This window comes from Thermodesulfovibrio aggregans, assembly GCF_001514535.1.
GTDB lineage: Bacteria > Nitrospirota > Thermodesulfovibrionia > Thermodesulfovibrionales > Thermodesulfovibrionaceae > Thermodesulfovibrio > Thermodesulfovibrio aggregans.
Genome location: NZ_BCNO01000001.1, coordinates 1,055,148 through 1,069,639 on the forward strand (window position 1 = coordinate 1,055,148; position 14,492 = coordinate 1,069,639).

The 14,492-nt window shown below is 33.7% G+C and carries 13 protein-coding genes; 9 read left to right on the plus strand and 4 right to left on the minus strand.

Features of this window, described 5'->3' with window-relative positions:
- Window positions 1-3: 3 nt before the first annotated feature.
- Together TAGGR_RS05335 and TAGGR_RS05340 are read left to right on the plus strand one after the other, a co-directional pair.
- On the plus strand, window positions 4-948 hold the full coding sequence (locus TAGGR_RS05335; protein WP_059176296.1) for a glycosyltransferase family 2 protein: 945 nt from the start codon (window positions 4-6) through the stop codon (window positions 946-948).
- Window positions 945-1,832: a lysylphosphatidylglycerol synthase transmembrane domain-containing protein gene (locus tag TAGGR_RS05340; RefSeq protein ID WP_059176297.1), complete on the plus strand. Its 888-nt coding sequence runs from the start codon at window positions 945-947 to the stop codon at window positions 1,830-1,832. The genes TAGGR_RS05335 and TAGGR_RS05340 overlap by 4 nt, the downstream gene beginning before the upstream one ends.
- Here TAGGR_RS05340 and TAGGR_RS05345 read toward each other — a convergent pair.
- A complete protein-coding gene (locus TAGGR_RS05345) occupies window positions 1,794-3,353 on the minus strand; it encodes a sigma 54-interacting transcriptional regulator (RefSeq protein WP_153000453.1) in 1,560 nt (519 codons plus the stop codon). The genes TAGGR_RS05340 and TAGGR_RS05345 overlap by 39 nt on opposite strands.
- Window positions 3,354-3,396: 43 nt before the next feature.
- Between TAGGR_RS05345 and mnmG the strand changes: the two genes are divergently transcribed.
- The 4 genes from mnmG to rimI are packed head-to-tail and all read left to right on the plus strand — an operon-like array spanning window position 3,397 to window position 6,996.
- A complete protein-coding gene (gene mnmG, locus TAGGR_RS05350; RefSeq protein ID WP_059176299.1) occupies window positions 3,397-5,271 on the plus strand; it encodes a tRNA uridine-5-carboxymethylaminomethyl(34) synthesis enzyme MnmG in 1,875 nt (624 codons plus the stop codon).
- A 5-nt stretch (window positions 5,272-5,276) separates the two neighbouring features.
- Complete coding sequence (gene rsmG / locus TAGGR_RS05355; protein ID WP_059176300.1) at window positions 5,277-5,897, plus strand: 16S rRNA (guanine(527)-N(7))-methyltransferase RsmG; 621 nt, start codon at window positions 5,277-5,279, stop codon at window positions 5,895-5,897.
- A complete protein-coding gene (tsaB, locus tag TAGGR_RS05360; protein ID WP_059176301.1) occupies window positions 5,885-6,559 on the plus strand; it encodes a tRNA (adenosine(37)-N6)-threonylcarbamoyltransferase complex dimerization subunit type 1 TsaB in 675 nt (224 codons plus the stop codon). The genes rsmG and tsaB overlap by 13 nt, the downstream gene beginning before the upstream one ends.
- Window positions 6,556-6,996 (plus strand): ribosomal protein S18-alanine N-acetyltransferase, encoded by a 441-nt coding sequence (rimI, locus tag TAGGR_RS05365; RefSeq protein ID WP_059176302.1) that lies wholly within the window; start codon window positions 6,556-6,558, stop codon window positions 6,994-6,996. Before tsaB ends, rimI begins: the two co-directional genes overlap by 4 nt.
- Here rimI and TAGGR_RS05370 read toward each other — a convergent pair.
- Window positions 6,993-7,985, minus strand: a complete 993-nt coding sequence (locus TAGGR_RS05370) for an NAD(P)H-dependent glycerol-3-phosphate dehydrogenase (RefSeq protein ID WP_059176303.1) — start codon at window positions 7,983-7,985, stop codon at window positions 6,993-6,995. The two genes, rimI and TAGGR_RS05370, sit on opposite strands and share 4 nt — an antisense overlap.
- A 1-nt stretch (window position 7,986) precedes the next feature.
- Window positions 7,987-9,600 (minus strand): acyl--CoA ligase, encoded by a 1,614-nt coding sequence (locus tag TAGGR_RS05375; RefSeq protein WP_059176304.1) that lies wholly within the window; start codon window positions 9,598-9,600, stop codon window positions 7,987-7,989.
- Between the two features lie 142 nt (window positions 9,601-9,742).
- Here TAGGR_RS05375 and TAGGR_RS05380 point away from each other — a divergent pair, with 142 nt between their 5' ends.
- The 3 genes from TAGGR_RS05380 to TAGGR_RS05390 are packed head-to-tail and all read left to right on the plus strand — an operon-like array spanning window position 9,743 to window position 13,551.
- Window positions 9,743-10,852, plus strand: coding sequence for a GNAT family N-acetyltransferase (locus tag TAGGR_RS05380; protein ID WP_059176305.1), 1,110 nt, complete (start codon window positions 9,743-9,745; stop codon window positions 10,850-10,852).
- A gap of 29 nt (window positions 10,853-10,881) precedes the next feature.
- Window positions 10,882-11,619 carry a formate dehydrogenase accessory protein FdhE domain-containing protein gene (locus TAGGR_RS05385; RefSeq protein ID WP_059176306.1) on the plus strand — a complete coding sequence of 246 codons (738 nt, stop codon included), beginning with the start codon at window positions 10,882-10,884 and terminating at the stop codon, window positions 11,617-11,619.
- Complete coding sequence (locus TAGGR_RS05390) at window positions 11,620-13,551, plus strand: molybdopterin biosynthesis protein (protein ID WP_059176307.1); 1,932 nt, start codon at window positions 11,620-11,622, stop codon at window positions 13,549-13,551.
- Here the strand turns inward: TAGGR_RS05390 and TAGGR_RS05395 are convergent.
- Window positions 13,548-14,483 (minus strand): C40 family peptidase, encoded by a 936-nt coding sequence (locus tag TAGGR_RS05395; protein WP_059176308.1) that lies wholly within the window; start codon window positions 14,481-14,483, stop codon window positions 13,548-13,550. The genes TAGGR_RS05390 and TAGGR_RS05395 overlap by 4 nt on opposite strands.
- Window positions 14,484-14,492: the final 9 nt, after the last annotated feature.

The following is a 14,492-nucleotide window of genomic DNA, read 5'->3' on the forward strand; positions in this document are numbered from 1 at the left end:
AACATGGATCTCTCAGTAGTGATACCCCTTTATAATGAAGAAGAAAATATAAATGAACTTCATAAGAAACTAACAGAAACTTTAAGTAAACTATCAATCACCTATGAAATTATTTATATTGACGATGGAAGCACAGACAATACATTGAAATATCTTGAAGAGATTCAAAAAAAGGACTCCCATGTTGTTGTTTTAAGTTTCAGAAGAAATTTCGGTCAGACCGCAGCCTTTGCAGCAGGATTTGATTTTACAAGAGGAGATGTTGTAATTACAATGGATGGAGACTTACAGAATGATCCAGCTGATATTCCAAAGTTTCTTGAAGCAATCAAGGATGCTGACTTGGTAAGTGGCTGGAGAAAAAAAAGAAAAGACCCCTTTTTATCAAGAAGACTTCCTTCAATTATAGCAAACTGGCTTATTGGAAAGGTTACAGGAGTAAGAATTCATGACTATGGATGTTCTTTAAAGGCTTACAGAAGAGAGGTTGTAAAAAATTTAAGGCTTTATGGAGAAATGCACAGATTCATTCCAGCCCTTGCAAGCTGGTATGGAGTGAAAATAAAAGAGATTGAAGTTCAACATCATCCAAGATACAGAGGAAAATCCAAATATGGAATAGGAAGAACAATTAAGGTGCTTTTGGACCTTGTCACTGTAAAATTCTTACACAGTTTTTCAACAAAGCCAATTCAGTTCTTTGGTCCAATTGGAGTTTTATTTATGGTGCTTGGTGCTGCAATTGTTGGATATCTTGTTTTACTTAAAATCCTTTATGGAATCTCCATAGGTGGAAGACCTCTTCTTCTTGGTGGATTCTTTTCTGTTTTGATAGGACTTAATTTTATTGGCATGGGACTTCTTGGAGAGATGATAGTAAGAGTCTATCATGAAACTCAGAAAAAACCAATTTATATTTTAAAGAAAATTCTGGGACCGGGAGATTGAAAAAATACATAAAATTTTTCATCCGTTTTACAGTAACTGTTTTATTGATTTTATACCTTTTTAAGAAAATTGAAGTTAAACATGTTTTAAATCATCTTTTTCTGATAAATCCATTAATTTTTTTGTCTGCTTCTCTTCTATACATTCTTTCATCATACATATCAACGCTGAGATGGAAAATTTTTTTATCAAATGAAGTAAAAGTATCAGAGCTTTTTTCTCTTTATCTGATCGGTTCATTTTTTAATAATGTTTTACCCGGAATCATAGGAGGAGATGTAGTAAAAATTTTCATGATAAAAGAAAAAGTTGGACTTAAAAAGGCTTTTGCCTCAGTTTTTATGGAAAGATATACAGGACTTTGTGCTTTATTATTAATTAGCTTTATATTTTTCTGTTTGTTCTATAAAAAGCTTCCACAGAATATTCTTATATGGAGTGTGCCAGCAGGTTTTTTGCTTTTTATATTAGGTACTATTTTTCTTTTATTGATTGGAAAAACTAAATTTTTTAGAGAATTTCATGATTATATTTTGACTTTTAATAAAAATCAGATATTGCAGGCGCTTTTTTACTCTTTCCTTGTTCAGTTTACTGTAATCCTCTCTGTTTATGTGATTTTTCTCGGAGTTGGGATTTCGGTTTCTTTTTTTGAAGTATGTATTTTCTTGCCGATTATTATACTTATTTCAATGCTTCCTATATCTCTATCAGGTATTGGAGTGAGAGAATGGAGTTTTATTTTATTTTTTGGAAAATCCTTTGGTGATACTCCGATTGTAGCAGTCTCCTTTTTATGGTTTCTTTCTCAAGTTTTTGCTTCTTTTACTGGCGGAGTTGAGTATTTAAGATTTAAGAAGCCTTTGAATGTAAAGAAGGAATAGAAATCTTTTTAAATCCCTGAGATTATTTGGGAATGGATCAGTTCGCAGCTTTTCTATGATTTCTGGCTGGGAGAGTTTGTCTTCAATTTTTAAATTGTATTTTTTAACAATCTCCCCGGCAATATAAAAAACATCCTCTCTTCTTTCTCTTAATGGAGGAATTCTTAAAAAAACAGGATTTAAAAGCTTAATAAGAGAGCTTGAGAACTCACCCTTAGCTGCTTTTATTCTGATATCCTCTTTCCCAACAAGAATGAATTTTACATCGGGAAAATCAACTGGGTTTATATCTCCCACTCTATAAAACTTTCCTTTTTTGATAGCTTTTTCAAATTTTTCCTGAAAACTTATTGGCATGCTGTCAAACTCTTTTATTACAAGAGTTCCTCCTTCTGCATTTTTTAATACACCTCTTTTTCCTTTTTTACCAAAGTATCCCTCTTTAATGCCAAAAAATTCCTCTTCCAATATTTCTTCTTCAATATCGCAAAAGATCATTACAAATGGTTTTTCTTTTCGAGGATTATTATCATCTGTATAGAGAGCAGCAGCAAGAAGTCTTTTCCCTACAGCTCTTTCTCCATAGATGTAAATATTTTTGTCTTTACCATTTTCTTCAAATAATTTTTTGATCATATTATGAAAAACAGGATTTTTTGTTTCAAACTGGAATTTCTTAAGCTGATAGAACGTCTCTGTAGAAAAAGGAATTTCTTCAATGACATTAAACTCCTGAGCAACAGATATGAATCTATCCATAGCAGTTTGAAGAATTTCAATTGAATCTGGCTCCTTTATGCGAAAATATTTTTTACTGAATTCAATAAACAATTCACGATTGTCAACAACTGAAGGAAACATCAGCGCTTGAGCACCATAGGAAGAAAGATCTGCAAGCAATGCTAAATCATAAAAACTTTGAAGTGCAGAGCCTTTTGGAGGAGCAGCATTTTTTATATCCTTATTTCCTTCAAAAAATATTTTAATCAATAAGTTTACCACCTCTTTAAAGGGAGGACAGAGTATGTTTCTCCTAAGAGTATCTATATGATTTGTTCCAAAGACCTTCTCCTCAAGAAATACTCGGTCTTCTATTGGAAGTTTTATCAGAAAATGAATTATGCTTCTGTATTTGGGGAACTCATTCATCATAAAAAGTAAGCCAAGACATGGTAAAAGTCCAGCAAAAAATGCTTCATCTCTGTGAATATGAGAAAATTTTTCTGATATTAAAGCTGAAATTTCACCACTCAGTACTCCATAGATCCATATATGTAAATCTTCACTTTCAAGGAATAGATCTCTTTGAATGATTAAATTTTCAATTTTATCTATTCCAAGATAGTTTACCATCTGGGAAAAGTTTGTTATTTCTACTTTTCCGCAGGGTTTATTAACTTCCTGAAAGATTAGATAGGCAATTATGGGATCGTATCTTATTAATTGAGAAACTCTTTGTCCGTCTTCTTTCAAAAGCTCTCTAAATCTTGAAATAGTATGCCTGAATACAGGAAAACTCATAAAATCTATTATAATAAAAAAGCATAGAAAATAAAAGAAAAAAATGTACAGGGAAAAAGATTTTGACATAATAGTTATTGGTGCAGGTCATGCAGGTTGTGAAGCAGCCCATGCATGTGCAAAAATGGGTTTTGCTACAGCTCTTTTTACAATTTATCTTGATACGATTGCTCAACTAAGCTGTAATCCTGCTATTGGAGGTTTAGCAAAAGGACATCTTGTAAGGGAAATTGATGCATTGGGTGGAATTATGGCAAAGGTAACTGACATGGCAGGAATTCAATTCAGGATGCTTAATCGATCAAAAGGACCTGCTGTCTGGTCTTTACGTGCTCAGGCTGATAGAATTCTCTACAATGTTTATATGAGAAAACTTCTTGAGGCAACAGAAAATCTCTTTATAAAGCAGGCAATGGTTGAAGAAATAGTTGTTGAAAATGGTAAAGTAAAAGGTGTTATTACTTCTCTTGGCGTTTTTTACGGAGCAAGGGCTGTTATAGTAACTCCAGGGACTTTTTTAAATGGATTAATTCACATCGGGCTTGATTCTTTTGAAGCCGGAAGGGCAGGCGAGTTTCCCTCAAAAAGATTGTCTGATTCTTTAAAAAAACTGGGATTAAAGCTTGGTAGACTTAAAACTGGTACTCCACCGAGAATTGATGCTAAAACAATAGATTTTTCAAAGACAGAGGAACAGTGGGGAGATTTTCCTCCACCACCTTTTTCCTATTCTACAAAAGAGATTACCAATCCACAGGTTCCATGTTACATTACCTACACAAATGAAAAAACTCATGAGATAATACTTAAAAATCTTGATCGTTCTCCGCTCTATAGTGGAAAAATTGTTGGTATTGGACCAAGATATTGTCCTTCTATTGAAGATAAAGTAGTAAAATTCAGAGAAAAGCCAAGACATCAGATATTCCTTGAACCAGAGGGATTAAGTAGAAAAGAATACTACGCAAATGGAATTCCCACTTCTTTACCATATGATGTTCAGGTTGCATTTGTAAGAACTATCCCAGGACTAGAAGATGCTGAGATAATGAGACCAGGATATGCAATTGAGTATGACTTTGTTTATCCAACTCAGATAACTCATACACTTGAAGTTAAGGGAATTGAAGGTCTATATTTGGCAGGTCAAATAAATGGAACAAGCGGATATGAAGAAGCTGCTGCTCAGGGATTGATGGCAGGAGTAAATGCAGCATTAAAAATAAAAGGTAAACCACCTCTTATTCTTGGCAGAGATGAAGCATACATAGGTGTTTTAATTGATGACCTAGTTACAAAGGGGACTCAGGAGCCCTACAGAATGTTTACCTCTCGGGCAGAGTTCCGTTTGCTTCTTAGACATGATAATGCAGATCTTAGACTTAGAGAGTATGGATTTCGTATTGGCTTGGTTGATGAGGAGACCTATGAAAAGTTTTTGAAGAAAAAGGAAGCTCTTGAAAGGGAGATCAAAAGATTAAAGACAACTATTATAAAACCTTCGGATGAGCTTAATAGAGCTTTAACATATGCAGGAACAACTCCTATTGAAGAAGCAACCCACCTTGATAAAATTCTTAAAAGACCTGAAATTAATTATGAATTTATCAAACGATTTGCACCTTCTGAGGAATCTCTAACAAAAGAAATTGAAGAACTTGTTGAGATTCACATTAAATATGAGGGCTATATTGCAAAACAGATGGAGCAGGTTGAAAGGATGAAACAGTTTGAAGAGAAGATTATTCCAGAGGATTTTGATTTCAATCTTCCTGGACTTTCAAAAGAGGTCATTCAAAAGCTCAATGAAGTAAGACCAAGAACAATAGGTCAAGCTATGAGAATTCCAGGAGTAACTCCAGCAGCTATATCTATTCTTATGGTAGCTATTCAGAAAGGTGCATTTAGTAGAAAATAGTGCCCATGGAAGAATTAAAGAGTTTTTTAAAACAATGTTTAAATCTCAATGACGAAGTAGCAATTGAGAAATTTTTAATTTATCTAAAAGAACTGAAAAGATGGAACAAAGCATACAATCTCACTTCAATTGAAGATGAAAAAGAAATAGTGGTAAAACATTTTTTAGATTCTCTTTTTTATCTCTGGTTTATTCCTGAAAAGCCATTCAGTATTACCGATGTGGGCAGTGGAGCAGGTTTCCCAGGTGTACCTATTGCTATTGTTAGAGAAGATTTAAAAATAGCATTAATTGAGCCCTCATGGAAAAAAGTAGCTTTTTTAAAAAATTTAAAAAGAAAGCTTGAACTCAGAAACATAGAAGTTTATCAATCAAAAGCTGAGGAAGTAAGGGAAAAATTTGACATCGTTATTTCAAGAGCTCTATGGAGCATAAAAGAGTTTGTGCAAAGGTGTAAACATTTACTAAAAGATGGAGGATTTTTTTTGATAAGTAAGTCTCTTAAACTACAGCAAGAGATTGATGAGTTACCGAAAGAGTATGAGGTTGAGATAAAAGAGTTTGATCTACCTGTGGTAGATGGTAAAAGATATATTGTAAAAATAAATAAAAGATGCGTATCTTAGGTATTGATACATCAACAGAGTATGCAGGTGTGGCTATTTTAGAGGATGATAAGCTCATTGCTCAGTCCATTATGAAGTTTAAGGCTTCTCATTCCGAGAAACTCCTTCCAGAGATAGTTCATATTCTTGAGACCATGAAGATTCCTATTGAAACAATTGATTATTATTCTGTAACTGTTGGACCAGGTTCTTTTACAGGATTGAGAGTTGCAGTAAGTACAGTAAAAGGATTAAGTTTTGTTACTCAAAAAAAAGTGATTCCCGTATCCACTCTTGAAGTTATTGCCTGGAGATTGCCGTACTGTAAATATCAAATATCTCCAATTATTGATGCAAGAAAAAAGGAAATTTTTGCGGCTTTGTTCAGATGGACCGATAATAAGATTGAGAGACTTAAAGAAGATTCGGTAATTAATATTGAAACTTTAGCTGAATGGATTAAGGAAGAAACTGTATTTGTTGGAAGTGCTGTTGAACTCTATAAGGAAAAGCTGATTGAAAAATTTGGTAGAAAAGCTATATTTGTTGATTCAATATACTCAGTTGCCAGTCCTTCAATTGTAGCCTACATAGCATCAAAAAGAATAGACGAAGCAATTCATGGAAAAGATTTAAAACCTATTTATCTTAGAAAGTCAGAGGCAGAGATAAAGTTTGGATGAAGTTATTCATAAGAGAACTTAAAGAAGAAGATTTTCCAGAAGTTTTAGAGATTTCAAAACAGAGCTTTTCAATACCATGGTCTTTACAATCTTTTGTGAGTGAGATGTTAAATACCCAATCAATCATTAAAGTTGCTGAGTTTGATGGAAAAATTGCCGGATACATAGTTTTACGAAAAATATTAGATGAGGCAGAACTGCTTTCAATTGCTGTAAAGCCTGAATTAAGAAGAAAAGGTATTGCTACATATCTTATGAAAAGTGTTCTTGATGAGATAAAAGGGTGTGTAAAGAGCTGTTTTCTTGAAGTAAGAGTATCAAATAAAGAGGCAATCAGTTTTTATGAAAAAATGAAATTTAAAAAAGTTGGAATACGAAAAAAATATTATATGCTTCCAGAGGAAGATGCCATAATTATGAAACTTGATTTAAGTTAGTAAAACTCTGGTTTCAAAGTTCTGTTCATTAAGTCTAAAGCTGCCTGTTTAGGTGATTTACCTTTGTAGATGACCTGATATACTTCAGCAGTAATAGGCATTTCAATATCAAGTTTTTTTGAAAGTTGCATTAAAGAAAGACTTGTTTCAACTCCTTCTGCAACTCCACGCATGCTTTTTGAGATTTCTTCCATTGATTCACCTTTACCGAGTCTATATCCAACAGTGTAATTTCTTGAAAGATTTGAAGTGCATGTAAGGAAAAGGTCTCCAAGTCCACTTAATCCTGAAAATGTTCTTTCATTAGCTCCCATTTTCTTACCAAGTCTCATAATTTCATGTAATCCTCTTGTAATTAGTGCAGCTCGTGCATTATTGCCAAGTTCAAGAGCATCACAGATACCAGCAGCAATTGCGATAACATTTTTCACAGCTCCTCCAATTTCTGCTCCAAGAGGATCGTCATGTTCATAAACTCGAAAATAGGGAGTGCTGAAGATTTCCTGCAATAGAAGTCTTTCTTTTTTTTCTATTCCTGAAATAGTTACAGCTGTAGGTTTTTCTTGGGCAACTTCTAAAGCAAAAGTTGGTCCTGAAAGAACATAAACTTTTTTATTCAGTATCTCTTCAAGAATCATAGATGGTGTTTTTAAAGTTTCTTTTTCAATACCTTTTGAAGCACTTACAACTATATGCTCACTATTTAATTTATTTTGCAAAGCTGAAAATACAACTCTTATATGCTGAGTTGGAACAGCATTTACAATAAATCGGGCTTTTTTTATTGCTTCAAGGATATCATTAGTGGCAATTAAACTTTCTGGTAGCTTAATTTCAGGTAAATATACAGGATTTTCTTTTTTATAATTTACCGCATCGGCAACTTCTTTTTCTCTTGCCCATATTATTACATCAAATCCTTTTTTTGAAAGAAGAGAAGCCAGGGTGGTGCCCCAGCTTCCTGCTCCTATGACTGCTATGTATGGCATATTATTTTAATTTCCCGAATTCTTTAAGTTTTAGTTCCTTTCTTTTTATTTTACCACTTATTGTTTTGGGAAGTTCATCAACGAACTCTATTTTTCTTGGATATTTATATGGTGCTGTCTCTTTTTTAACAAACTCCTGGATTTCCTTAATAAGACTTTCAGAAGGTTCATAGTCCTGCGTAAGGACAATGAAAGCTTTAACAACTTCTCCTCTGACTTCATCAGGGCTTGCAACGACTGCAGCTTCCTTGACTGCGGGATGTTTAATAAGAGCGCTTTCAACTTCAAAAGGACCAATACGGTATCCTGCACTTATGATAACATCATCTTCTCTTCCGACAAACCAGAAGTATCCATCTTTGTCCTTGTACCCGCGGTCTCTTGTATAATACCAATCACCTCTGAACGCAGCAGCCATTTCTAATTTGTCACCAACATATTCCTGAAATAGTCCAACTGGTCTATTAGGATTTATTTTTATTGCAATGTTTCCTTCTGTATCAGGAGGAAGGGGATTGCCTTCGTCGTCAACTATATCTATCTCAAAGCCCGGTGTTGGAAGTCCTGTGGCTCCTGGTTTCATTGAAATGAATCTGAACATGGCAAGTGTATTTACTGTTTCAGTTTGTCCATATCCATTGTAAATGTATTCTCCTGTTGCTTCTTTCCATAAATTAATTATCTCAGGATTTAGAGGTTCACCTGCAGCAACAAAATGTCTTACTGTTTTGAATTTTAACTCATTCAAAGGAATCTCTTTAACAATCATTCTATAAGCAGTTGGAGGTCCACACAAAGTATTAACTTGGTATTTTTTTAATGTTTCTACAATAAGAGCAGGAGAAAATTTTCCTTTTCTATGATAGCTAAAAACTGTAGCTCCCATATTCCATGGTCCAAAAAAGCTTGACCATGCCGCCTTTGCCCAGCCTGTATCAGAAATATTCCAGTGAATATCTCCTGGTTTTAGATCAAGCCAAAATTTTCCAGTGATAATATGAGCAAGAGGATAGCTTACCTGTGTGTGAAGAACCATTTTTGGTAGCCCTGTAGTTCCAGATGTGAAAAATATGAATGCAGGTTCATTAGAGAATGTTCTTTCACCAATGAAGGCTTCACTTTTCATAACTTCTTCATACTTGTGCCAACCTGGTTGATTTTCCAGATTTATTAATATTATGTCTTTCCCATGCTTGTTGACAGCTTCTTCTATTTTTGGGGCATTTTCACTGTCTGATATAACAGCTTTAATGTCGGCTGCTTTAAGTCTGTATTCAATATCTTTTGCAGTAAGAAGTGTTGTAGCTGGAATAGTAACTGCGTTGATTCTCATTGTCGCAAGAACAATTACCCACCATTCTGGTTTATTGGGGAGCATTATTAAAACCTTATCTCCTTTATTTATTCCAAGTTTTTTAAAGCCTCCTGCAAGTTTACTTGATAGCTGGGTTAACTCACTAAAACTGAAACTCTTTACTTCATTACCATCTGTCCACAAAAGGGCAGTTTTATCACCCCATTTGTCAAAAACATCCAATGGAAATGAAAATTTCTCTGGTACAGTGAGTTTGAAGTTTTTAACTTCTTCGTAATACTTTTTCATATCTTCTTGCATAGAGCCCTCCCTGATTAATTTGCATAATCTAAAATCATAAAACAAATTAACCTAAAGTTTCAATTGATTATGTTGACAATAAAAGTTAATTGCATTTACACTTTTAATTATGCAGATTACCAAATATTTCGGATAAAGGGCATTGGAAATAAGAGAAGTTACAACAAAAAAAGAGCTTAAAGAATTTGTTTATTTACCATTGAAACTTTATAAAAACGATCCCTTTTATGCTTCTCCATTAATCAATGAGATGACTGAACATCTTACAGAGAAAAATCCATTTTTTAAAAGAGCTAAGGCTAAATTTTATATTGCTTATAAAAATAAGAAACCTGTTGGAAGGATTGCTGCTATTGTTAATTATGCTCATCTTGAATATCACAATGATAATGCAGGTTTTTTTGGACTTTTTGAATGCATAAATGACCAGGCTGTTGCTAATTCCTTATTTGATAAAACAAGGAAGTTTTTGAAAGAAAATAATCTCTCCATAATGCGCGGTCCAATGAATCTTTCAACAAATGAAGAATGCGGATTTCTTTATGAAGGATTTGATACTCCTTCAATGATAATGATTCCTTACAATCCGCCATATTACAATGAACTTGTTAAGTCTTATGGAATGAGAAAAGCTAAGGATCTTTACTGTTTTTTAGCAGATATTCCTGAGAAACTTCCTCAAAAAATTGAAAGAATTGCTAATTTTGCAGAAAAACAAGGAATAAAGGTAAGAACTGTGAATTTGAAAAATTTAACTCAAGAGCTTTATGCATTTATGGAAGTTTACAATGAAGCATGGGCTCATAATTGGGGATTTATTCCAATAACAAAGGAAGAAATTGACTATATGGCAATGAAACTTAAGCCAATAGCATTACAGGAATTGATTATAGTTGCTGAAAAAGATGGTAAGCCTGTTGGTTTTTTTGGTGCCATTCCGGATTTTAATGAAGTATTAAGAAAGATAAAAGGAAAATTGACGCCATTGTCAATAATTAAGGCTTTGTACTACAGGAGAAAAATTAACTCAATCAGGCTTCTTCTTTTTGGAGTAAAGAAAGATATGAGGCATAAAGGTGTAGAATCAATAATGCTCAGAGAAGCCTTCAAAGGAGCAAAAAAGTATGGATTTAAAAAGGTTGAATTTTCTTGGATCCTTGAGGATAACTTTGATACAATAAATTTGACTCAAATAATTAATGCCATAAGATATAAAACCTTACGAATTTATGAGACTGACATTGTGTTATAATGAAATAAAATTAAATAGTTGGAGGAAATATGAAATTTGAAGAACTAATAAAAGAAAAACCTCATTTACAGAGTCCTCTTGAACTGTATCAAAAAATAAAAACATTAAATGAACAATGTAAAAAAGACCGAGAAATGGTAAAACTTGACAGCGAAACTGAATTGATTGATATTGTTCTTAAAAATTTTTCATCGGTTTTCCAGATTCCCTACGAATCTATTTCATTTTTGAAAGAGGAGATTTTAAAAAGTGGAAAGAATCCTGTAAAGGAACCTGCGAGTTTATGGTCAATGCAAATTCAAAGTGAAGAAATATCAAGGGAAGAAATAGAAAGAATGCTTTTTATCCTGAGCAAACCCTTTTTTGTTTTTTTAAGGAAAGAAGGTGAGCAGGCATCATTTATGGATACAGGAAAATGTCCAATTTGTGGGACCGATTCATCCCTTGCTATGATTACTGAAAATAATGAAAAAATTATGATTTGTCCTCTATGTGAACATGGCGGAAGCTTTTTTAGAATAGGATGTCCCTACTGTTTTAATAAAGATTCAAGTAGGATTGAAATCCTTCTTGATGATGAAGAAATAAGAGCTGAACTATGTCTTGAATGTAATACCTACATAAAGAGTTTCAGAGAAAACCATTATATAAAATATAGAGACCCTTTTCTAATTGACATAGTAAGCCTGCCTCTTGACATTGTGGTTCAGAAGCGTGGCTATATAAGACGTTCTCCAAATTACATTGGATTGAGGATAATTGAATAAATGGGTAAAAAAGTTTTTCACGAACTTTTATCGTTAGATGAAGCAAAGCAGAGACTTTTTAATGCTTTTAGGGAAAGAGTTTCTATCCCTATTGATTCTGAGACTATCTCTGTTAAATCTTCTTTGGGAAGAGTAACGGCAGAGCCTGTTACAGCTAAATTTTCTTCTCCCTATTTCCATTCTGCTGCAATGGATGGATATGCTGTTAGAGCCAGAGATACATTTTTAGCATCCGAAAGAGAGCCTGTAAGACTAAAAATAGGGGTTGATGCTCAATGGATTGAAACAGGAGATCCGCTTCAAGATGGGTTTGATGCAGTAATACCAGTTGAAGATGTAAATGTAAGAGACGGATTTATAGAAATTTACGCTTCTGTACCTCCCTACAATGATGTAAGACCGATTGGAGAAGATATTGTTGCAACAGAGTTGATTATTCCTGAAAGTCATATAGTGCGTGCAGCTGACATTGGAGCAATGCTTGCAAGTGGAATAACAGAGATAAGAGTGCGAAAAAAACCTGTTATTGGAATAATTCCAACAGGTTCAGAACTTATTGATGCTGAAACAATTAAACAAAGAATGCCAAATCCACCAGAGTTGATAGAGTATAATTCAGCAGTTCTTGGTAGTCTGATAAATGAAGTAGGAGCAGAAGCCAAGATTTATCCAGTTGTTCCAGATGAAGAAAATGCGATAAAAAATGCTATTTTGAATGCTTTAAAAGAGTGTGACCTCCTTTTATTGAATGCTGGTTCTGGCTACGGAAAGGAGGATTTTACATATAAAGTTCTCAATGAACTTGGTGAGGTCATCATAAATGGTGTTGCAATAAAACCAGGTAAACCTTTTATTGCAGGATTTATAAATAAAAAGGCAGTACTGGGAATTCCAGGATATCCTGTATCAGCTTTTTTGTGTTTTGACCTCTTTGTTAAACCTCTGATAGAGCTTTACCTCGGTGTATCAATTAAGACAGAAGAGGAACTCAGAGCAATTCTCTCAAGACAGATATCATCAAGCATTGGAGTTGATGAGTTTGTAAGAGTAAAGGTGGGTAGGGTAGGAGGAAAATACATTGTAACTCCAATGGGAAGAGGAGCGGGACTTCTTATGAGTGTTGTTAGAGCTGATGGATATATAGTAATTCCAAGAGGTTCTGAAGGATTTTCTCAGGGTAGTGAAGTAACTGTTCATCTCTGGAGAAGTAAGAATGAAATTAACAATACTGTTGTTTGTATTGGTAGCCATGACAACACTCTTGATGTTTTGTATAATTTTGTTAGAAAAAATTATCCCCATGTAACTCTATCCTCTGCCCATGTTGGTTCAATGGGTGGTCTTATTGCAGTCAAAAAAGGTGAAGCCCATATAGCAGGAACTCATCTTCTTGATGAAGCGACTGGTGAATACAATGTTCCTTTTATAAAGAAGCTCTTACCAGAAAAAAAAGTTGTTCTCATAAATCTTGTTTATAGAATTCAGGGTTTCATTGTTAAAAAAGGAAATCCTAAAAACATAAGAGGTTTTGAAGACCTTGCTCGAGAAGATGTAATTTTCATAAACAGACAGGCTGGTTCAGGAACGAGACTACTTCTTGATAAACATTTGAAAGAACTTGGAATATCTCCAACTGCAATAAAAGGTTACGACAGAGATGAATATACACACATGGCAGTGGCTTCAGCAGTACTTACAGGAAGAGCCGATGTGGGATTGGGTATTTTTTCTGCTGCACAGGCACTTGGTCTAGATTTTATTCCTGTTACTGAAGAAAGATACGATATTTTGATTCCTCAGGAATTTTTTGAATTACCAATAATTCAAGCAGTTTTGAAGGTTATAAGGGAAGATAAAGAATTCAAAGAAGCAGTGAAATCTCTTGGAGGATATGATATACGTGATATGGGAAAGACAATTTATTCTAATTAATCCTCTTGTTTCTTAATTTCTTCAATTGTTTTCTCTATAGATTCTTTGTCAATTCCAAGAATTCTTTTTGCACCGATAAATCTGCTTAGATAATAGGGTGCTTCTAAACTATCAATGGTTACCTTTTTTGACCTTGTTGAAGCATGAATAAATAGGTTCTCTCCAAGATAGATTCCTACATGAGATGGAAATTTTGCATAGGTTCTGAAAAATACAAGGTCTCCAGGCTGAAGTTCATTTTTATTCACCGGGATTCCAATTGTAAATTGTTCTCTTGCACTTCTTGGTAGTTCAATACCGACCATTGAATAAACTTTTTTCACAAAGAAAGAGCAGTCAAGACCACTAAAGCTATTTCCACCAAATCTATAGGGCAAATGAAGCATCTTCTTTGCAAAAAGAAGCAACCTTTCAGTAATAGTCATTTGAGAGAGATCCTCTGATGCTTTGATTTCCTCTATTTCTTCTATTTTTTCCTTTATATCTGGTCTTGCAGAAGCTAAAACAGGAACTTTTTCATCTTCTCTTATTGTAGAAACTATCTCTTTTGGTTTTTCTGGAACTTTTACAATAAGCTTTTGCCCTGTGCTAAGCTTATTGCTATTTAATCCATTCAATCTTTTAAGTTCTTCTACTGATATATTGTATTTTTTTGCAATTCTGAATAAATTTTCACCTTTTTTAACAGTATGATATTCAGTTGTATCTGATTTTTTTATGATTTTGTCATTTTTTTGAGGGATTTCTAATTTCATACCTACTTGTAATTTATTATTTTTTAAGTTATTTGCCTTTTTTATCTCTGTAACTGAAACATTAAATTTCTTGGAAATTTTCCAGATATTGTCACCTTTTTTTACTGTATATGGCTGAGCAAATACAAGGCAGGGTAAAATAACTAAAATTGCTATAAAGACAAAGATTTTACTCATAAATCACCT